The sequence below is a fragment of the Priestia sp. P1_B12_1 genome (assembly GCF_056406695.1).
In genome coordinates this window covers 105,395-123,962 of record NZ_JBFTZR010000004.1, presented here as the reverse complement: position 1 = coordinate 123,962, position 18,568 = coordinate 105,395, and the positions used below count along the sequence as shown (strand labels likewise).

Here is an 18,568-nt window from a genome sequence, read left to right as displayed (position 1 = left end):
CTCCAAAAATGAGTAAAATCTTCATCTCTTGACACATTAAACAACAATAATTGTTTTACTAATTATGTGTCCTTTTTACGATACTATTCTCACCTATTCCAAAATCAAATTAATCCCATAAAGCTTGTCCGTCCACCCTAAAACTAAAAAAGAGTAATTACTGCATTAGGTGAGGTGTAAGTAGTAATGTAAGATGTGCTCGGTTGTTTATATGCCGGGGTTAGCTTGGTGATCAATAGGGTTTTGATTCAGAAGCAACTAACAAATTATTTATTTAATTTATATGTTTTTTCTTATAGTTGCACATATTAAAAACAATACTAAATGAAAGCGAGATGAGATAAGTAATGTCAAAACAAGGGACACAGAAAAAGAATCAAACAAGAGAGCAAGTAGAGAAGCAAGATAAAAGAAATGATGTTGAATTAGGCAATGAATTTCAAACTGGCAACACAAGTTCCCAGAGCCAGAAAAAAAGTGGACGCCAAGTAAATAAAAAATAAATTTAACCTTTCGAGGATAATAAAAAACCTCCGTTCAAATTTATGACTTGAACGGAGGTTTCTTTTATAGAGTGAAGAAGACTTATATGAAAAACGATCTTTTTATTTATACGATATTATCTTATATCTTTTTTTATATTTACCTTCAAATTTTCTAATCTGATTCTCTGTATAAAAGTGCGCTACTTTATATCCGTCGTTATTATAGGCTTCTGCGATTCTAAGAGGTTGTTTAACATCTCTTGGATAGTAAGTTGGCATCATGGTCGATATACCATTATAAGTCAGAACACCTGTATTTTTGCTTTTTTCACGATTTAGCACATAAAGCCCTTTAAATATTGCTTCAAATCGTCCCGAAGAAGTTTTAGCATATGCGAATAGCGCGATCTTCTGATTCAGCTGATACATTCTTTTTTGAAAGTAGGCTTCGTTCTCTTCTGCAATTGTATTATATTCAATAAATACTTCCTCGTTTTCAAGAAGTTGATTGTTCCACGTTTCATTAGGGAAAAATTTTAATCTTTTGATATCTGTATTTTCTTCAAATTTGTGCGGGGCGCCGCTTTTTTGAATTCCGTGAGCATAGCCAGATCCAAACACATTGCAACAGTCTGCAACTAACCGTAAAGAAATATTATCGTCGGCATCTATATATCCTTGTTCAATATAAGTATTTGGATCATATTCCTTCTCCGCAGGGAGACACTTTTACAGTAGATGATAAAGCGGAAGTTTCTGTAACAAAAGTAGAGGAAAGGGAACAAGTTGGAAACCAATATGCAAATAAAAAAGCTTCTGAAGGCGGTACACTTGTTGCTGTGCAATGGACTGTTAAAAACATCTCTGACAAACCATTAGGTGCTTTTTCAACCCCAACAATTAACCTCGTTGATGAAAAAGGAACAAAGTATGACGCTGATATTGATGCAACATCAAATTATGCAGTTGAAACTAACATTGATAACTCTAAGATTGCAAGTGATTTAAATCCAGGTATCAAAGTTACGGATGTTGACGTATTTGAGGTTTCAAAAGATAGTTATGCCAAAGGTAAATGGTACATTGAAATAAACGAAAGTAAAGTTCAAATTAAATAATACTTTTCCATACAGTAAAAGCTCACTAGACTTTCAACGTTTAGTGAGCTTTTTATGTTTATATTATTATCCTTACTGTGACAGAGTATATCGGAAAACGGCCCCTTTTTCTGCAGAGAATGTTGAGTATTAATGGGATATTATATACTTGTTACAGACAAATTCAATTTACGCACCGAAATTATAAATAGAGTCCTTTAATGTAAATAGATGCGATATTCTTAGCAATTTGTTCTACAGGATGCTCATATTCATTACGAACAATTTCCCAAAGGTACATTTCATTAGTGAAAAACCACCCTCTTGCTACTAACTCGTTATGTACATCTTTACGTGCTAATCCATTGCGCTGCGCATAGGCAATGTCTTCTGAAATTCGTTGAATAAACTTTTCCCGAATGTTTTTCCATTTTTCTGAAACGAGAGGAGAAATACAGATTTGAAATATTCCCCCCTAACACTCTGTCTGTAACTTCTCCACTAGTTGCATCTGAAAAATTTGCGTGTCTTGAATACCGGCTTTTTGGAGGCCCTGTTTAAAGGATTCTCCTTTTTTTAGTTTTAATAATTAACAAATCTATACTAACTCCACTCATTCATAATTACCAAAAGTTCACATCCATATAAACCGGGTTTTTCTTTTAACAAACCTAAGGTTAAAAATGGAATCACTTGATCTCTCCTCATAAAATGGGATTAATTTTGCTTTACTTACTTTCATTAATAGTAGAGATATTAATAGAAAACTCCTCAAAACTTACTTGTCCCAAGGCAAACTTCATACTTTCAACAAATATACGTTCATTTTTAGTTAGTTCACGCTTTGCTTCCTTTTCAATCCATTCATGCTCAACGTCTAAAACATCTAAAACATGCTTTTGTTTTGAAAAAGCCTCATAGTATCTTAATCCAAACTTTCTTTGAGAGACGGCATCAATATGAATGCCATCTGGATTTGCTGTTAAGCCTGTTGATGTTACAAAATAACAACTTTTTTCTTTGTGGGCGACTTTAGATAATATCTCGTTTATTTGTTTATATTCTACAGCACTTTTTCCGAATCCGACATCTCCAAGGTAATGTCCCAACTCACCGATAATAATCGGGATATCTGGTGCATTCAACTCTTCTCTCAAATGTTTAAATAATGAAAGCAATTTATCTTCATACGTCTTATAACGTTCTCCGTAACTGTCGCTTTCTCCTTGATGCCACAGAATTCCCACTAACTCACTTGTTTCCATTGCGAATTTTGCTTCAGAAATCGCGTGTCTGGTTAACAGTCCGTCAATTGTCCACTCATCAATTGAGCTTCCTCCCTCGGCACATGGTATTAACCCAATAGACTCGCCCGGATGATCCCCTGTCCAAGCTCGAGCAAAAGAGGCTGCCGGCCCAACACCAGATATGTGACGATCAAAATTAAGTGGTTCTGCCATCGTTTGCCATCTACCGTTTCTCAACATATTTATATGCTCATTATAAATCGGCGGTACATCCTCAATAAATCCTCTGCCTGCCATATTTGATTGTCCAATTAACAATACAGATTTCATAGAAATACCTTCTTTCTCTTCCATATTGATCACTTTTTTCTAATTTGCTCGTAGTCATACTTATAGAATTAGTTACACTTTGATATATAGCTTAATTGATAGCTTCAAGGGCTTGTTTCAAATAATCCATTTCAGAGGTTATATCATCTATCTGTTGGTTTAATTGATTTACTTTATCAAGAGTATTCTGTGCATCTAATAAATTAATTTCTAACATCAAACGGCTTGCTTCACTCTCAAGTTCCAATCTCTTTGCAAATAATACCTCATGCTTTTTTATAATTTCGGATTTTAAATTTTTAATATTGTTTTCTTCCATACTTCTACCTCACTAACTTGTAATAACAGTATTTTATTGAAATGTAAATTCCCCTATATAATTTAATAATTACCTACAGGGAGGTTTATATAGCATGGTTAAAATCCCCTTTTTCACTTACAGGAAAACCACATTTATTTCGCATTTACATAAGCTAAATAATAAGAACCAATTAAAATAAATTCCATTATTCACTTTCCTCGGATGGTGTTCATAAGTTCTTGGTGTTGACATTCAGATACATACTGAGCACTCAAAAGCTTCTCTAACTGTTAAAAACAAATACAACATTCCAAAATAAGGGAAATTTTAAATCATTTAGTTTTTTTTGCAGGAAAAGAAAGCGAAGTATATAAAAATAACAGTATGCATTAAAAAGTGTTAAGAACATTTTATTATCATTTTCTATCAGCACGAGAGCAATAATTTGAGAAAAGAGCTTATATCAGTCCGTGTCTTAAGTATGCCTATTATATAGAATGGGTTACTTAGTAAATAAGGGAAGGTGATTTATATGTTAGGGGAAGAAGATTTAAAAGTAAATTGTATATCAGCTGCTATAGGTTTACTCATCCAACATAATATCATCACTCACCAGGAACTGGACAAACTAACTAAAACGAATTATCACGTTTTTTATCATTTTCTCATGGATAAGCTAATTGAAGAAGAGTTTAGTAAGGATAGGGTTGTACAAACATAAGTGCTTCAACAAAAAAAGAAGCGCAAGATCCAAAGCAGGAATCTCCTATTTCAAATGTAATTCGTATAGGGCTCCTTACATATTAGACATGTATAATATGTAAGGGCTTTCTTATTTATCAAAGCCTCCTATAGTTTAAATGTATTTCTTCACAATCTATCATTTGATCAAAGGAACTCTGCCAATAATGTTACAAAAAAAGTCCTCTCCTCGTTTCAGGAAAAGAACGTATATTCAGTTAATTTCACAAGCTACTTCCAAGTCTGATCCAGTTTATCTGAATAAAAATGTAAGGCTTTTTTATAACTTAGTATTTCATTGTCATTTGTCGTATTTAGTAAGCACTTCAATAACAGTTCCATCGCTTGACTATGTTCTTTTAAATTGTACAAGGTCATGGAATAAAACACTTTAATTATATGATTATCTGGGAATAATTCCAGCCCTTTTAAAAATATATCTTTTGATTTTTCATATTCCCCCAAGGCTCTATATGTGCTGCCCAATCCCAATATTGCACCTTCCATATCCTTACAAGGTAATCCTATCTTTATGGCATTTTCGTAAAAGGGCACTGCCTTTTCTTCTTCTCCTAATATGTCAAAGCTCCAAGCACATTGATAGTTATATAAAGCATCGTCTGGACATTCCTTAACTAATTCACTTAGCAATTCGTTAGATTCTTTGTGATTTCCATTCTTTCGTAACGCTAATGCTTTATCAAGTTTGTTATTCAACTTAAATCTCCAACCCTTCTTTTTCCCACTACTTATCTCTTAACATCCTTACATATCCAGAAATTCAGCGTATTCGTACACTTTATCCAGAACTATTTCTTGTTTTAACTATCCTTAATGTTTAATTTTTAAAGGCTAACCCATTGGCCTGCAAAGCTGTTCTAAGTTTAGGTAAAGAAGCCGGCCCCATCCCATGAAATTGTAATATCTCTTTTTCACTAAATGTTGATAGCTGCTGCAAAGAAGCTATCCCGTTGCTTTCCAATGCTCGTCTTGCTGGTGCTGATAGCATGGAAAGAAATCCATTGTCAGGTTTGCGTTCTTGCTCACAGGTTGGGCAGGTCGGACAGTTACTGCTTTTATAATATTTGTGTCCTTTATGACAGATCCTTAGATTTTCCTTTCGGATGTTCATCTTTAATCTCCCCTTTTCCCAAGAATTTTTTTGCTTTCATCCTCTGCCACTTCTTCAATGGATCGTTTATGAAGGAACAAAACCTCCTACGTATAGTAAGCTAATTACCATTAAATACTTATGAGTCTCGTTTCAGGTAGCGCAGCTCCATTACAAATCATGCTAACACCTTACATGTTTGCGTTTGAACCCAAGCCTTCCTCTATCTATATCCTTTTGAATGTTTTCGGAAGCAAGAAGAATACTACTTTTTTTCTTATTCTTCTTAACTTCGACTGGACCTACTGCCTTTGCCGTTTCAAGCGCCTTCTCATGAAGTGGCAAATATGAAACACCGACTGTATAGATAAAATTATTCATAGCCGATTTCGTCCGATCTGGAGAATCGTGAATCGTATTTTCCACTTGATTAAGCATATCGGCAATCTTGCTTGTGCTAAATTCCTCGTCAGGACGATTACCCAAAAGCCAGCAGTAACAACTCCAACCTGCCGACATTTTAAGTTCTTCATCGCTTGCCACCCATCTATCAGCAACAACATGCGCAAAATCGGTTTCTGACAAAGTTACTGCAACTACATAATCGGACAGCATGTAAAAATACGCTTTATCGATCCAACGCTCAAAACCCTCCGCAGTCATCTCTGTTGGGTCTGCAATGATACCAGCAAAATACATAGCGTCATAATTGCCAGACGCATAAAGCTGCTCGGCTAAAGCCTGATTTTTCTTGATTTTCTTTGCAATCGGCTTCATTTTTCCTGTTGCCACTCCAAAAAGTGGATCGTGTGCACCATTGTTTATGTAAGTCTTTTTAATTCGTTCCGTGCCAAGCGCTTCAAGTTCTTTCATAACCATTTCAAAATCCACCGTTCTGTACCCTCCTTCTTCTCCGTTCATAATCTGCTTTTTATTTCCGCCAAAAAGTTGAACAGTCTTTCTTATCTAACATATTAAACTCAATTATTTTTTTAAGTAATTCATAGTTTACTGGCTCAGTCCATAGAATTCGAAACAGGCCTTTAGTAGCGCTGTATCCAGCCTCGGCAATGTCATGCTTAAAGTGCACGATTCCTGTTTCTTCAGGTGAAACGCTCAAATGATGTTTCGCTGAGGCAAAGCCGATGATGAATGTGCCATGATCAGTAAACATTGGCGTATTCCATTTGATTTGTGGTTCCAAATTTGGGAAAGTATCAGCAATCCACGCCAAAACCTCCTCTATTCGATTACGGTGGTCAGGACTATCTATACGCGCTAAATATTCTGCAAAAACTTCCATAGCATTTTCTCCTCAAATAAATTTTTTTTTAATTTACTCTACTTTTATACAAATGGAACACCAGTCAGTTCACTTAACCTTGTTTCACTTTTGACTCAAATACATTAACAATTTGTATTCGCCATGTTTTAAATAAAATGTATTAATCATTTAATCCTTTTCCATTAAGAATGTTTGGAACGCATTTTTCAATCCTTGATTCCCGAGTCTTAGATTGTTTGGCCGCAGAAAAATGCAGAATGTACGCTCTTTGTCGTCCTGGAGTCAATGTAGTAAAAGCCGTTTTTAAAGCAGGCATTTCATCAAATTTATGTTGTAGCTCTTCAGGAATAATGAGTTCTTCAGGCTTTTTAGCTTTGACTTTTAATCCCGCTTTTTCCACCTCGATGGCCTCATAAATATAAGCTTTTAAGATGGCTTCCTTTTCAGCTATTTCTTGCACATTGGTAAACCGAATTTGTCGCGCGCCTTGTACATTCTCCGTTTGTTGGATTAGAATACCATGAGAATCTTGTAACAGAGAACCTTTAGGAAACAGCAGCGCACAGTATTCTTTAAATCCATGCATTAAAACAATGTTTTTTTTCTCGAACGTGTAACAAGGATTCATCCACTTAAAATCTTCGGTCAACTCACAGTCAAGAACAATTTTTCTCAACGTCTCATATTCTTCTTTCCACTTTTTAGCTTTACTTAAAAATTCATCGACCTTAGGATTCATTTTACTATTTGTCATCAAGGAACACTCCTATTCAATTTTTTAATCTTTGGCTCTAGCAATCATACAGGCAACCTTCAATTCATTTAATGATGTTACTATTCTTCAAATGTAGGAAATGCCCTTCTTCAACGTTTGCATTTAATATTAAAAAAACCAAAGCAAGGAATACCTTCATGTCGATACATCTAATGACTCTGTTTGGTAGCTGCTCATAATCGGTCCAAAGAACCTATCAAAAAGAACATTCGTTCCCTACATTATACACGAACAAACGTTCTCTTTTCAATAAGAACTCTAAAGTTTTCCGAATTATCCCTATGAATAACGTCGAATTTATTATTTTATTAAAAAAGAAATACCTTATATACCTAGAGAAAGGTATCGAGATAACGAAAACAAAAAAACATGAGAAAATGTTCTACAAAGCAAAATTTCGGAATGAAATAATCAACAAAATTTGCCATAATAAGTGAAGTAAGGAGGTGTATTATGTTTCGATTGTATGAAGCCTTAATTGGCTTAGTTTAATTTGGGGTTTATCTTTTGTATTTATGAAGTGGCTGCTTCCCTCAGCTGGCATATGGGGAATTGTATTTTTTCGTTGTTTAGCAGGTGCTATCATCTTGCTCCCGTTTTTATGGTGGAAGCGCAGAAAAGTTAAAGAGAAACTGCCCTGGAAGGCATTGATTGTTGTTGGCATATTTAACTGTGGTTTAGCGTGGGGATTAATTTCCTTAAGCGAAACTGAGATAAACAGTACAACTGCCTCTATTCTGAATGCAACCACTCCAATCTGGACAGGTCTTATCGGATTTATTCTTTTTTCTTATCGACTTACCGGACGTCAGTGGATCGGTATTCTTATCGGTTTTTTCGGGATACTCGTCCTTATGGATTTTCAATTTGGTCAGATTTTCGGGAAAGGGTTTGTTGGAATTGGAACAATGCTTGTTGCTTGTATCTGCTATGGGCTTGCTGGGCAGTTAACAAAACGGTTTTTGTCTGAGGTGAGCGTACTAACTATAACAACCTTCACCCTACTAACAGGTGCTATCATTGGTTTAGTTGGGATGCTGATTACCGAACCATTCAAATCAGATTTGTTGATTCATCCACTTCCGATTCTGGCGATTGTGGGTCTCGGCTGTTTTGGTTCAGGATTGGGTCAGTTGATCTATTTTTATATTAATAAAAATGGTGGCCCTGAATTAGCAGCGACGGTTACTTACCTGATTCCTGCCTCGGCCATGGTATGGGGTTATTTACTACTGGGAGAGACAATTACTCCAAACGTAGTTGTTGGACTACTTATTATCTTTGCTGGCGTTTATCTTTCATCTAGGAAATCAAAAAGCAAAACTTCGCGTGTCACTCTCGTTAGCAATAAACAAAATTAAGTAAGTAGATTTTATAATGTAAGTCTTTAAAGTTATCTCCGAGAGAGGAATTAAGGAACTGAAGGACTACAGAATATGATATATCTCAAATGAAATTCATCATATGTGATGAGAAAACGTAATTCTAGTTGTTCAATTTTGTTTAAAAGGCAGCCCTCTATTTGGCTGCCTTTTTTTATTTCAAGGCAGAAAATAATTTTAAAATTCACTGCTAGTTATCCCATACAACACAACATCAAACAAAAAACGCTGAATTTATAGATGTAGCAGATTCGAGATATTCCCACCTAACACTCTGTCTACAACTTCTCCACTAGATGTATACCGCTTAACCGCCTGTAGATTTAAGTATGGATCTCCATATGGAAAATCTGAACTAAATAACGTTCTTTCAGGTATTTCTTTTATAGCTAAAGACAAGGCATATGTTGTATAAAATGCAGATATATCTAAGTAAGCATTTTTAGTATCTTTTATCATTTCTATCGTTTGTAGCCAATGAATTCCGCCCATATGCCCGTATATCACCGGCACATTTTCATATTTTTGAGTGAGAAGAAATAACTCCTGAATATCCTTTAAGTTCAAAGAATGAAAAGTATGTACCCAGATAGGCAAAGACATATAGTCACTCGCTGCTTTAAATATAGGTTCTAACAATGGAATTTGACCTGTACCAAGAGTAAATTCTCCGAGACCTTTCATCTTTTGGTCTTTGACAAGTTTCTCTACCCAGTCATTTAGAGTGACATCACCCGGAGAATAAGAAAGAGGAACTGAACCGAATCCTATAAACCTATTTGGATATTGGTTAATCGCATCGCTTACTTCTTCTAGCGCATTTAACCGTGCTTGTAGGGGATTCACCTCGTTATTGAGAATTTGATGTAATTTGTTCATTTCGGCTGTAAATTCTTTAACATTACTGCTTTTTTCTGGATGAACAAGAGTAGAAAACAATACGGTTTTATCTATTCCACTTTCATCCATCATTTTAATATGTTTCTCTATTGGTAAAACCACATGTGCATGACTATCAATAATCATTTTGTTTCTCCTTTTCATTTCTTTCGTAAAAGACTTCATTGGCAACTGTTAAAATTGTATTTAAAGCTACAGGAAATCCAGCATAAATGACCATTTGTAACATTGCTTCTAAAATTTCTTCCTGTGTCCACCCAACATTCAAAGCACCGTTTAGATAAAATTTTAGCTGTTCCGTATTGCCTAATGCAGTTAGGCCAGCCACTGCAGCAAGAAGGCGTGACTTTAAGTCTAAACCTGGTCTCGAGAAAATTTGTCCGTAATTAAACTCTACAGCTAACATTCCTAAATCAGGGAGAGCTGACTGTTCAAAGCCTGCCATTATATCCTTGTACTTCTCTGGATCAATCTTAGCTAATATATCTAATCCTCGTTGAAAGTTATCTGTATGTGTTCTCATTACATATTACTTCCTTTCTTATTCGTGAAATTTCCTATCGTTTTTTTAGGGATGTTTATTGAAATTAAAGAACAACAACTAATGACTATCATCAGTATGGCTATTGCACACACTCCATGCCACTCCCATTTACTCCATGCAAGTAAACCCATATAAGATCCTAGGGACCCTCCTAAAAAAGTGGAAACCATATATAACCCATTTAATCGACTTCTCTTTTCTTCTCCTAGTTGGAAAATAGTAAACTGACAGGCAACTTGGTTCGCTTGAGTCCCTACCGTTATTAGTAGAGCTCCCAAAATTAATCCAGGTAACCAGTACCCTCCTCGTATAAGACCTATAAAAGCAAGTAAAGATACGGACATACACAAAAGACTTGCAAACTTTGCCCCTTTTGTATCAATTAAACGTCCGATAATGGGCGTAGCAAACGCTCCCGCTATCCCGACTAACCCTATTACCCCCACCATGTCACTTCCATACGAATAGGGATGTGTATGTAATAAAAAGACAAGCGTGGTCCAAAATGCGCTAAAAGAAGCAAACATCATCCCCTGACTTACACATGCTTTTTGCAGGACTCTTTCTTTTATAAACAGCGGACCTAACGACATGAGCAAGTGTTTATAACTGGTGGCATTTCCTCCTTTACTTCTTGGAAAATAGACGTAAACTAACAAAATCATAAAAAGTGTAGCCACAGCAGACGTCCAATACACCATTCGCCATCCAAAATGAACATCAATAAAACCACTAACAAGCCGAGCTCCTAAAATACCACAAACTAATCCAATAGCGACATTTCCTAAAACTTTTCCTCTACTATGATCTGAAGCGATATTCGCAGCCAGCGGAACAATAATTTGAGGAACAACCGTTACGATTCCTAATACTAAGCTTGTAACCATCATCCACGTTTTATTGATAGATAAAGCGTTTAAAGCGAGAACGATACAAATAGCAAATGATAAAATTAAAATCAATTTTTTTCGTTCGAAAATGTCTCCCAACGGTACTAACAAGAGATTTCCTAGTGCATATCCAATTTGAGCTAAAGTAGCTATAATTCCTATGCTGGCCGCTGAAACATGAAAACTGGTCGACATGCTTACTAAAAGAGTTTGGTTCAAGTAAACGTTAGCCACTGTAAACCCGCAAACCGTAGCCATTAAAAGAACTAAGCCTCTTGATATATGAGACGCCTTTTCGCTATCTTTTACTATCATCTGTTTCACCTCCCTTACCTAGATCATAAAATAAGGATTATAATGGTAATAGGAGTCTAGTTATACTAGTAGTAAAAGTACTACCTATACAAAGGAGTAAAGTCATGGTAAGTGATAAAGAAAGAAGAAAAGAATTAGGGGATTTTCTAAAGATAAGACGAGAACGATTGTCTCCAAAAGATTTTAATTTGCCTATTGGACCGAGAAGAAGAGCCAAAGGATTACGCAGAGAAGAAGTTTCTCAACTAGCAGGAGTCGGCATAACTTGGTATACGTGGCTGGAACAAGGACGAGATATACAAGTGTCTTCTGAAGTATTAGAAGCCATATCCCGTATTTTCAAATTAAATAAAGAAGAAATGGAGCATTTATTTTTATTAGGCAATCAGCCGCTTCCATCTGCAACCGTACAGAATGAAAGAGAAAATATAGATCGTGTTGTAAAAAATCTATTGAGTCAATTAGGCCATTGCCCTGCTTATGTAACAGATGAAAAACTTAATATTGTAGACTGGAATAAAGCTGCTGTGATGGTATTTGGGGACTTTCATGAAATGGATGAGCGAAACCGCAATGCAGTGTGGCGCTGCTTCACTTCCCAAGAATATCAAAACCTTTTTCAAAACTGGGAAGATCATGCTCAACGACTAATTGCCCAATTTCGCCTAGCTTACACACGTTTCGTCGGGGATGAGTGGTTTAAAACCATGATTAGTGAACTTAGCGAGAAAAGCCCTCAGTTTTACGAGTGGTGGTCTAATCATGAAGTTTTAGGTACGCCTTGTGGAAAAAAGACCATTATTCACCCTGTAGCAGGAAAAATGATTATGGATCATATTACGCTCCAAGTTTATGATGCACCTGAATTAAAAGTGACTGTTTATCAGCCTCGTGAGGAGAATGAGACAGAAGAGAAGATGAAGCAGTTATTGAGGGAATGGTAGTAGTTAGTGTATATATTGATAGTGTTAATTACTAGAAGCCTATGTACTCCTGATAAGTACATGGGCTTCTTCTTTTCAAGTTGACATAATTCTGATTATAGAAAGTAAACTTTTTAACCTATTTTCTGGTTAAAAACGTTCGTAAAACTACATGTGCTTTAAAGGACGTTCGTAAACTGTTTTCTAATTTAAACGAACGTTAAGAATGATAAATTTTTTATATAAACTCATCGTCCGTAAAAGTATACTTTTACGGACAGTATACTGGAACACTACCAAAGAAGGATGTAAGAAGGCCTTTTTAATTTTCTATGTATTTAATCGATTTTTATACGGCTTAATCCCTTCGACTTCACACCTTAATTCATAAAACTTACTAATTAAAGGATGCACAATAAGGTTGGAACCTATTGCCTCCAGCTTTCTTTTACCTAGCCTTTTATCTAATAATGAAAGAGCCTGAATTATATTATCCTTAGAATTTAATGCCTTTTCAATTGAGAAGTGAGGATACTGAATAAAAGCATCATAAACAAGATCAACATTAAAAATACCTTTGTATTCTAGGATGGTAGTAGAGTATTCTCCATCATCTACTTTTCCAATAAACTCTGGAAAACACTCATATAAACAATCTGGAAAAGGTTTATCTGTTTTCCTCTTTATCTCTATCCAGAGCTTATCATGCTCCATTACATAGTGAGCTGAAGATGCATTAAAAATTTCTTTTTTGTCTAACGTAACCCAAATGCGTTTTTGCTCCCAAAGATTAACATTATAATGGGTCAAATGAATACTCAACCTATCTTTTAACTTATCGCAAATTAAATTTTCAATATTTCTTTTTGCCTTTGTCCATTTCATGATTATAATCCTTTTCTTTAATAAGAAGATACATAATACCAGTTTCTATGTACCTTTTCTATTTGTTTAAAATCTCCATCAAAGTCGCTTTTTAGAGGTCTCTGGTCGTTTGGGTCATATACAAACCCTGAAAAGTTGTCTAGCATCCCACGATACGTAAAGAAAAGGATTGATTTTTCCTTTCCTTTCCCTTCTAGCACAATGTCTCCACCACCTTTGGACAACCAATTATATTCCTTAAATAAGTGAATAAGCGATGGGTTATCAGATACATTAGGTTTTATGATGCCATTCTCTATTTTAGTTGCGACCTCTTCTCTTTTATCCTGATGAACTTTGAAGTTCATATCTAAATTAACTTGATTAAACGGAAAGAAAAACCATATTGCAATAGTTATAAGCTGGATAATCAGGGGTTGCCAATACTTATATCTAAAAAGATGAACTAGTGCCCATACAGTTACAAAGATGAAAGATGCATATACACCTAGCCAGATGGGCAGCATTAGAAATTCTGTTATAAGATCAACTAAATCCCATTGGAAAAAAGACGTTAAAATAACTAGTAAACTGCTTATTAATGATAAAAATAACAATTGATTACGTTTCACAAATATTCCTCTTCCTAAAATAATTAATTTTAATCTCATCAAATATCCATTATGGGACCATCATAATGGATATTTGACGATTGTTCCTATAATGCGTTTTATATCAACTTAGGATATATGAAAATTAAAAAACCTTTGAGAGCATTCGTTCCCAAAGGTTTAAGCCTTAACTATTTATTTATCGTAAAGAAAGGTAATCCCCTCATTGGTACATGGTAATGTTTCAATAATACCCAAATAATTAGGACAGCTGCTAGGCTCCCAAACGATAGTAAAAGTTCTAGAATTTCTACTTCTTTGTCTGAATTCATATGTATCATTCCTCTTAATGAATATGTAAGATATTAATAATAACTGGAATAATATTAATATATTTACTTAATAATTTATATCTTACATTTTTTTAGTTAAGTTTAAAGATGTTTTTGAAGTTTTTAACTTAAAATTAGGTTTATGATACTATTTGCTTTTTATAATCTTCATTATGGTAACTAAAAATGTTTACTTTTTTGAACGCCTTTCTCAATTTTAGGATAATGTTATAGGTCTACGAATATTTCCTTAAGGTTAAGGAACAGATAATCATTGTTATTTGAGGTGTAGGCAGTATAAGGTAAAGTAAACTAATCAGGAGTTTCATATAGGAAACAAAGGAGTATGAATTCTTAAATAGCAAACCACTTAACTAGACAAATTATTGAAAAAACATCATATTTATAAATGGTGTGTTTGAATATAAACTATTTAAAGGGGTTTTACTATATTGAAGTTAGTTTGTAAAAGTTGCGAAATAGACATTTCTAACGTATTAACAGAACTAAATGACATTAGCTTACTCAAAGAGGAAATGGAGGAAGATTATATTCCTCAAGGCTATTTTTTAATTGTGAATGAAGAAGATAGAGTCGATGAAAAAGGTACCGTTATTATAAATATGAAAGACCTAATCAATTCTAAGCATCATCCAGATGGAGATCGTTTAAACGGATGCTGCGGTTTAGATGGCTTAGACGGTATGAACAGAGTCTGTTTAAATGGTCATGAAATTGGTACTGAGAATTCAGATTGCTGGATGCCACATTACATAGCTATAAATCCGAATATGGCAAGCTTCATGTAAAGCCTTTCCCATTCCTTCATTGGATAAAAATAACTATTTTTTTAGCGTTGATGTAGGAAATATGGTTTTATGGCAACAACAATGACAATTAAAATCCCTAGAAAATTTGTTTCTAAGGGATTTTTGTTTCCGTTTTACGTACTATAGTTAAGTTATATTTAACTCACTTCTACTTCCATATAACGAATCCCCAAAAACGTGTAATACGTAACCCGATAATTTTTAATTGATTTTTTTGTGACACTGTCCCATTGATGCCCATTCAGTTTAGCCTCGTAACTTTGCACCATTAATTTATCCAGTGGTTTAAGTGACCATTTTCGAAAACTTTCTTGAAGTTGTTCCACTTTCTTTTTTTCGTCTGAAGAGTGTAAAGATCTTACTTCATTACTTGTTATTCGTGGTATACCAACAGCTAGAAATATAATGATTCCAACGAGAATACCATAATTCCATAAGTGTTTTTTCATTTAGTTATTTTCCCCTTTTTGTTATGAGAAGGTACAAAATATGGATAGCATATATATGAATTTAACGTCTCTTTTTTTCATTGGCTTTTTGAGTATCTTTTATTGTTTTAGCCATAGCGAGAAATATAATTAATACTATAACAATGCCAAGTAGCATTCCTCCAAACAATAGGTATACCCCTTTCCAGCTTCCTATTTTTGTTAATTATATCATATAGGTTAATAATGGCTCTTATTATATGTTAAAAAAAGACACTAAAGCAAAGTGATTTTTTATTTCTTACTAAAATAAAGCCGAGCTATTACGGAACAAAATATGTAGTTTCTAAAAGGCCAACTTGGCTTATTAATCTTTACGTCTATAGCTACTTTTTAATTGTTTTGGATCTAATGCGGGTACACGAAATAATTGCTTTAAAAAATCATCGAATGTGTCTGCTATTTTGATGTACTCCCATTCTGTAGTATCATCTGTTGAGGCTGAGAAGTTCTCTGCGATATACATAACAGCAGGATCTTGAGATCTATTAAGATAATCCAATACAACCCAATAGTGAAAATCTGGCCACAAAACTACAAATTCACCGGTGAGTTTGACTTCTTTTAATAGTTCTTTAGAAGATAAAATACTTATATCATCGTTTTCAAAATGTATAGGGTCAATTGAATTAATGTTTGCTCTTCCTCCATAAGGAATACTTTCTGCATCGCCATCAGGTAACATAAAGTATGGGTAGTTTAATCCCCCACCATTTCTTATTTTCAGTAAATCCAATAATGAACTAGGTAACTTAACACCTAAAATAACTTCAGCTTGCTTTATGATTTCATCATTTATCGGATAATCTATACACTTATATTCACTATTGTCGCTCCAAAAACTATCTCCTTGATAAAATTCTTTTTTCAAAACTTCACCTTTTTTCGCTTTAAGTGTTAAGCAATTGTTTTAATTCCTTTTTCAAGCTTTTATAATGCCAATTAATATGATCAAGCTCGACCTCTATTTCAATTAATTGTTCTATTAGACACTCTTGATCTAGTGGAGAATTAAGAGTGTCTGTAATCAATCGATCAAGTTTATTACTACTTTCGTAAATGTCGTTTAAATCAACTGCTAATTCAACGTATTCCTTGTTTGAATCGAGTAAGGAAAGCTTCTTTATGAGTTCATCTACAATAGTTGGGTTCATTCTATCTCCTCCCGTTTAATTAGTGTACCTTCTAGGTACTTCAAACCTTCATGAAAAGTTATTGAAGATGGTTAGAAATCTAAAATTGAATCAATGTTTTCGGCGTATTCATCAACTAGTTGAGACCCTTTCTCTTCAGCTTCTTCCTCCTCTAATTCCTTATCTTCCAACCACTGTTGATAATGATAAAGTTCGTGGGCAATGCTGTCTAACATCGCATACAATGCATCTATTTTTCCTCTTTCTCTAATCAAATCTTTATAATCCCCAGTAGCAATGCGGATATATGGTTCAACATCTTTTTCATAAGGAGCAAAGAAAGTAGCTGTTACCATCTCCTTTGTTGTCCGGTTCTTAATTTGGTAATCTTTTTTTAGGTAAATAACAACTCGGATAGGAAACTCCATTTGCGTTCTTAACCATTTACAAAAGTTAATGCACGCTATTCTTACTTCTGAGTCTACGCCAGGTTCACTCCTTAATCTTAAACCTGTTCTAGGATAGTCATTCATGCTTATTTCCTCACATTCAACCTTCTATTTGCATTAATAGTTTATTAGAATGATTAAGTTCCATAAATTTCTTCATTTGTCATATTATCGACTCATTTTACCATACATCATGTATAATAAAGGAACTTAATAATAGAAAGTCGGGAACAAAATGAAAAAATTTCTTCTTTACATGCTATATTTCTCCCTTATTTATGATGTGATCCGTTTAATCTATAGGACCGTAACAACATATAGCCTTGAGAACCTTGCTTACGATGCCTCTTCAGTAATTAGAGACTTAATTGTCATTTTGATTATCTTTAAGATCACTCGTCCTAAGAAAAATCGAACAAAGTTTAAGCAATTTCACAATGCAGCTATTATTGCTGAAATGGAAAAAGAATATGAAAAAGCACTTGAGATTAGGAATGAAGGTCTAAAGCTTTCAACCTTAAATAACGAAGAACTCGCAAGTCTATATGCTGGAAATGGAGGAACATATTTTTATTTGAAGGATTATAATAATGCTACCCTTTGTTTTGATAAAGCGTTTGAACTAGTTCAAGAAGAGAAATTTCCATATGATGAACAATACATTGAGGTTATTGATAGTTATGTAAAAGCGAATCGAAAAGAGGATGCTCTTAAGTTAGTCGAAAGTTTATTACAACGGCAATCTTACCATAAGAAATTTAAAAGGTTAGAACCCATAAGAGAGAAATTATTGACATAATACAATTAACCTCATCTGCAATAAGCAGTGGCTAACGTGTTGACCAAGCAATCTAACTCAGTATAGGTTATAAAGTTTATATTTAAAAATATTTAACGGAGGATACTTACTTTGTTAATCATAATTAGAAATTCTTTAATAATAGCTGTTTGTATGTATTTAGCAAGTGTTTTTCTCCCTGAAGTAATGAATGTAAATGAGACCATTGCAAAATATTTATTTGTAATACCAGTTGGCATTTGGGGTATTAAATCAAAGAATAAATGGTGGATTAATCTTATTTCTTTTCTTTTAGCTCTTATTATTTTAATTTTTTCTTTGGATTTATTACCCGAAAGTATGCTATAAAAGCTATCTCATAGAATGAGATAGCTTTTTATTAGGATTGCTAATTATAAAGTACCAAAATATAACCGTAAGTAAACAATATCATATTTTTCCATCATTGATAAAAATATAATCGTTACAAAAAAAGAAAGCAAAAAAGACAATATAGATGTTATGATTCTTCTTTTAAACGAGGTAGTATTATATCGTTTATAAACATATACTAAAAATAAGAGTGCTAGTCCATAAATGAAGTATGACCCCAAAAATGACATTATTGAATTTAAATGAAATAATGATTCATTGTAATTTTCTAATAGTACTTTAACTATTAGTACAATGCTAAACAAAATCGTTTGATAAAAAACTAGTAAAACTAGTACCATTAAAGTATCTCTCCTTATTAGAT

24 protein-coding genes and 1 pseudogene are annotated in these 18,568 nt (G+C 34.0%); 8 read left to right on the top strand and 17 right to left on the bottom strand.

What is annotated here, in order from left to right; genetic code table 11:
- The first annotated feature begins 347 nt into the window (after positions 1-347).
- Positions 348-503, top strand: a complete 156-nt coding sequence (locus AC1D0Y_RS15310; RefSeq protein ID WP_176524009.1) for a hypothetical protein — start codon at positions 348-350, stop codon at positions 501-503.
- 102 nt (positions 504-605) lie between these two features.
- On the opposite strand, the gene AC1D0Y_RS15305 is transcribed toward AC1D0Y_RS15310, so the two are convergent.
- The gene (locus tag AC1D0Y_RS15305; protein ID WP_477707814.1) at positions 606-1,172 is read right to left on the bottom strand and encodes a hypothetical protein; all 567 of its coding nucleotides are present in this window, start codon (positions 1,170-1,172) and stop codon (positions 606-608) included.
- Positions 1,173-1,204: 32 nt separating this feature from the next.
- Here AC1D0Y_RS15305 and AC1D0Y_RS15300 point away from each other — a divergent pair.
- A pseudogene (locus AC1D0Y_RS15300) lies at positions 1,205-1,603 on the top strand (DUF4352 domain-containing protein); the annotation flags it as partial.
- Between the two features lie 707 nt (positions 1,604-2,310).
- On the opposite strand, the gene AC1D0Y_RS15295 reads toward AC1D0Y_RS15300, so the two are convergent.
- Both AC1D0Y_RS15295 and AC1D0Y_RS15290 read right to left on the bottom strand, forming a co-directional pair.
- Positions 2,311-3,159, bottom strand: coding sequence for a sialate O-acetylesterase (locus tag AC1D0Y_RS15295; RefSeq protein WP_060745340.1), 849 nt, complete (start codon positions 3,157-3,159; stop codon positions 2,311-2,313).
- A 91-nt stretch (positions 3,160-3,250) separates the two neighbouring features.
- A complete protein-coding gene (locus AC1D0Y_RS15290; RefSeq protein WP_060745105.1) occupies positions 3,251-3,478 on the bottom strand; it encodes a hypothetical protein in 228 nt (75 codons plus the stop codon).
- A 514-nt stretch (positions 3,479-3,992) separates the two neighbouring features.
- Between AC1D0Y_RS15290 and AC1D0Y_RS15285 the strand changes: the two genes are divergently transcribed.
- Positions 3,993-4,181: a hypothetical protein gene (locus tag AC1D0Y_RS15285; RefSeq protein ID WP_014458940.1), complete on the top strand. Its 189-nt coding sequence runs from the start codon at positions 3,993-3,995 to the stop codon at positions 4,179-4,181.
- A gap of 251 nt (positions 4,182-4,432) precedes the next feature.
- On the opposite strand, the gene AC1D0Y_RS15280 is transcribed toward AC1D0Y_RS15285, so the two are convergent.
- The 5 genes from AC1D0Y_RS15280 to AC1D0Y_RS15260 all read right to left on the bottom strand — a co-directional run bounded on the left by AC1D0Y_RS15280 (position 4,433) and on the right by AC1D0Y_RS15260 (position 7,351).
- Complete coding sequence (locus AC1D0Y_RS15280) at positions 4,433-4,918, bottom strand: tetratricopeptide repeat protein (protein ID WP_477707752.1); 486 nt, start codon at positions 4,916-4,918, stop codon at positions 4,433-4,435.
- Positions 4,919-5,039: 121 nt separating this feature from the next.
- Entirely contained in the window at positions 5,040-5,333 is a 294-nt protein-coding gene (locus AC1D0Y_RS15275) for an RNA polymerase alpha subunit C-terminal domain-containing protein (protein WP_060745103.1), read from the bottom strand.
- Positions 5,334-5,495: 162 nt separating this feature from the next.
- A complete protein-coding gene (locus AC1D0Y_RS15270; protein WP_098334213.1) occupies positions 5,496-6,203 on the bottom strand; it encodes a DNA alkylation repair protein in 708 nt (235 codons plus the stop codon).
- 40 nt (positions 6,204-6,243) lie between these two features.
- Positions 6,244-6,615 (bottom strand): iron chaperone, encoded by a 372-nt coding sequence (locus tag AC1D0Y_RS15265; RefSeq protein ID WP_060745101.1) that lies wholly within the window; start codon positions 6,613-6,615, stop codon positions 6,244-6,246.
- Between the two features lie 142 nt (positions 6,616-6,757).
- Positions 6,758-7,351 (bottom strand): YdeI/OmpD-associated family protein, encoded by a 594-nt coding sequence (locus tag AC1D0Y_RS15260; protein WP_060745100.1) that lies wholly within the window; start codon positions 7,349-7,351, stop codon positions 6,758-6,760.
- A 536-nt stretch (positions 7,352-7,887) separates the two neighbouring features.
- Here AC1D0Y_RS15260 and AC1D0Y_RS15255 point away from each other — a divergent pair.
- On the top strand, positions 7,888-8,733 hold the full coding sequence (locus tag AC1D0Y_RS15255) for a DMT family transporter (protein WP_477707751.1): 846 nt from the start codon (positions 7,888-7,890) through the stop codon (positions 8,731-8,733).
- Between the two features lie 255 nt (positions 8,734-8,988).
- On the opposite strand, the gene AC1D0Y_RS15250 is transcribed toward AC1D0Y_RS15255, so the two are convergent.
- Genes AC1D0Y_RS15250 through AC1D0Y_RS15240 form a run of 3 tightly spaced genes read right to left on the bottom strand, consistent with a single transcriptional unit; the run spans position 8,989 to position 11,403 of the window.
- The gene (locus tag AC1D0Y_RS15250) at positions 8,989-9,780 is read right to left on the bottom strand and encodes an amidohydrolase family protein (RefSeq protein ID WP_060745099.1); all 792 of its coding nucleotides are present in this window, start codon (positions 9,778-9,780) and stop codon (positions 8,989-8,991) included.
- A complete protein-coding gene (locus AC1D0Y_RS15245; RefSeq protein WP_060745098.1) occupies positions 9,770-10,177 on the bottom strand; it encodes a carboxymuconolactone decarboxylase family protein in 408 nt (135 codons plus the stop codon). The genes AC1D0Y_RS15250 and AC1D0Y_RS15245 overlap by 11 nt, the downstream gene beginning before the upstream one ends.
- A complete protein-coding gene (locus tag AC1D0Y_RS15240; RefSeq protein ID WP_060745097.1) occupies positions 10,177-11,403 on the bottom strand; it encodes an MFS transporter in 1,227 nt (408 codons plus the stop codon). Before AC1D0Y_RS15240 ends, AC1D0Y_RS15245 begins: the two co-directional genes overlap by 1 nt.
- 104 nt (positions 11,404-11,507) lie before the next feature.
- Here AC1D0Y_RS15240 and AC1D0Y_RS15235 point away from each other — a divergent pair, with 104 nt between their 5' ends.
- Positions 11,508-12,347, top strand: a complete 840-nt coding sequence (locus AC1D0Y_RS15235; protein ID WP_060745096.1) for a helix-turn-helix transcriptional regulator — start codon at positions 11,508-11,510, stop codon at positions 12,345-12,347.
- Between the two features lie 309 nt (positions 12,348-12,656).
- On the opposite strand, the gene AC1D0Y_RS15230 is transcribed toward AC1D0Y_RS15235, so the two are convergent.
- Together AC1D0Y_RS15230 and AC1D0Y_RS15225 are read right to left on the bottom strand one after the other, a co-directional pair.
- Entirely contained in the window at positions 12,657-13,211 is a 555-nt protein-coding gene (locus AC1D0Y_RS15230) for an SF0329 family protein (RefSeq protein ID WP_060745095.1), read from the bottom strand.
- Positions 13,212-13,228: 17 nt separating this feature from the next.
- Positions 13,229-13,822 carry a hypothetical protein gene (locus tag AC1D0Y_RS15225; RefSeq protein ID WP_060745094.1) on the bottom strand — a complete coding sequence of 198 codons (594 nt, stop codon included), beginning with the start codon at positions 13,820-13,822 and terminating at the stop codon, positions 13,229-13,231.
- A 763-nt stretch (positions 13,823-14,585) separates the two neighbouring features.
- Between AC1D0Y_RS15225 and AC1D0Y_RS15220 the strand changes: the two genes are divergently transcribed.
- Positions 14,586-14,942, top strand: a complete 357-nt coding sequence (locus AC1D0Y_RS15220; RefSeq protein ID WP_235593546.1) for a hypothetical protein — start codon at positions 14,586-14,588, stop codon at positions 14,940-14,942.
- Between the two features lie 158 nt (positions 14,943-15,100).
- Here AC1D0Y_RS15220 and AC1D0Y_RS15215 read toward each other — a convergent pair whose 3' ends face one another.
- From AC1D0Y_RS15215 to AC1D0Y_RS15200, 4 genes are all read right to left on the bottom strand, one after another.
- Positions 15,101-15,412, bottom strand: coding sequence for a hypothetical protein (locus tag AC1D0Y_RS15215; RefSeq protein WP_060745093.1), 312 nt, complete (start codon positions 15,410-15,412; stop codon positions 15,101-15,103).
- A gap of 346 nt (positions 15,413-15,758) precedes the next feature.
- Positions 15,759-16,322, bottom strand: a complete 564-nt coding sequence (locus AC1D0Y_RS15210) for an SMI1/KNR4 family protein (protein WP_060745092.1) — start codon at positions 16,320-16,322, stop codon at positions 15,759-15,761.
- A gap of 19 nt (positions 16,323-16,341) precedes the next feature.
- Positions 16,342-16,605 carry a hypothetical protein gene (locus AC1D0Y_RS15205; RefSeq protein WP_060745091.1) on the bottom strand — a complete coding sequence of 88 codons (264 nt, stop codon included), beginning with the start codon at positions 16,603-16,605 and terminating at the stop codon, positions 16,342-16,344.
- 71 nt (positions 16,606-16,676) lie between these two features.
- Positions 16,677-17,117, bottom strand: a complete 441-nt coding sequence (locus AC1D0Y_RS15200; RefSeq protein ID WP_328240899.1) for a hypothetical protein — start codon at positions 17,115-17,117, stop codon at positions 16,677-16,679.
- A 151-nt stretch (positions 17,118-17,268) separates the two neighbouring features.
- Here AC1D0Y_RS15200 and AC1D0Y_RS15195 point away from each other — a divergent pair, with 151 nt between their 5' ends.
- Both AC1D0Y_RS15195 and AC1D0Y_RS15190 read left to right on the top strand, forming a co-directional pair.
- Complete coding sequence (locus AC1D0Y_RS15195) at positions 17,269-17,832, top strand: tetratricopeptide repeat protein (protein WP_060745089.1); 564 nt, start codon at positions 17,269-17,271, stop codon at positions 17,830-17,832.
- A 111-nt stretch (positions 17,833-17,943) separates the two neighbouring features.
- Positions 17,944-18,180 carry a hypothetical protein gene (locus tag AC1D0Y_RS15190; RefSeq protein WP_060745088.1) on the top strand — a complete coding sequence of 79 codons (237 nt, stop codon included), beginning with the start codon at positions 17,944-17,946 and terminating at the stop codon, positions 18,178-18,180.
- Positions 18,181-18,568 lie beyond the last annotated feature (388 nt).

Coding starts and splice junctions, on each gene's coding strand:
- AC1D0Y_RS15310 (WP_176524009.1), top strand. CDS start 348: ATGTCAAAACAAGGGACACAGAAAAAGAATCAAACAAGAGAGCAAGTA.
- AC1D0Y_RS15295 (WP_060745340.1), bottom strand. CDS start 3,159: ATGAAATCTGTATTGTTAATTGGACAATCAAATATGGCAGGCAGAGGA.
- AC1D0Y_RS15290 (WP_060745105.1), bottom strand. CDS start 3,478: ATGGAAGAAAACAATATTAAAAATTTAAAATCCGAAATTATAAAAAAG.
- AC1D0Y_RS15285 (WP_014458940.1), top strand. CDS start 3,993: ATGTTAGGGGAAGAAGATTTAAAAGTAAATTGTATATCAGCTGCTATA.
- AC1D0Y_RS15275 (WP_060745103.1), bottom strand. CDS start 5,333: ATGAACATCCGAAAGGAAAATCTAAGGATCTGTCATAAAGGACACAAA.
- AC1D0Y_RS15265 (WP_060745101.1), bottom strand. CDS start 6,615: ATGGAAGTTTTTGCAGAATATTTAGCGCGTATAGATAGTCCTGACCAC.
- AC1D0Y_RS15260 (WP_060745100.1), bottom strand. CDS start 7,351: ATGACAAATAGTAAAATGAATCCTAAGGTCGATGAATTTTTAAGTAAA.
- AC1D0Y_RS15255 (WP_477707751.1), top strand. CDS start 7,888: ATGAAGTGGCTGCTTCCCTCAGCTGGCATATGGGGAATTGTATTTTTT.
- AC1D0Y_RS15250 (WP_060745099.1), bottom strand. CDS start 9,780: ATGATTATTGATAGTCATGCACATGTGGTTTTACCAATAGAGAAACAT.
- AC1D0Y_RS15245 (WP_060745098.1), bottom strand. CDS start 10,177: ATGAGAACACATACAGATAACTTTCAACGAGGATTAGATATATTAGCT.
- AC1D0Y_RS15240 (WP_060745097.1), bottom strand. CDS start 11,403: ATGATAGTAAAAGATAGCGAAAAGGCGTCTCATATATCAAGAGGCTTA.
- AC1D0Y_RS15235 (WP_060745096.1), top strand. CDS start 11,508: ATGGTAAGTGATAAAGAAAGAAGAAAAGAATTAGGGGATTTTCTAAAG.
- AC1D0Y_RS15230 (WP_060745095.1), bottom strand. CDS start 13,211: ATGAAATGGACAAAGGCAAAAAGAAATATTGAAAATTTAATTTGCGAT.
- AC1D0Y_RS15215 (WP_060745093.1), bottom strand. CDS start 15,412: ATGAAAAAACACTTATGGAATTATGGTATTCTCGTTGGAATCATTATA.
- AC1D0Y_RS15205 (WP_060745091.1), bottom strand. CDS start 16,605: ATGAACCCAACTATTGTAGATGAACTCATAAAGAAGCTTTCCTTACTC.
- AC1D0Y_RS15200 (WP_328240899.1), bottom strand. CDS start 17,117: ATGAATGACTATCCTAGAACAGGTTTAAGATTAAGGAGTGAACCTGGC.
- AC1D0Y_RS15195 (WP_060745089.1), top strand. CDS start 17,269: ATGAAAAAATTTCTTCTTTACATGCTATATTTCTCCCTTATTTATGAT.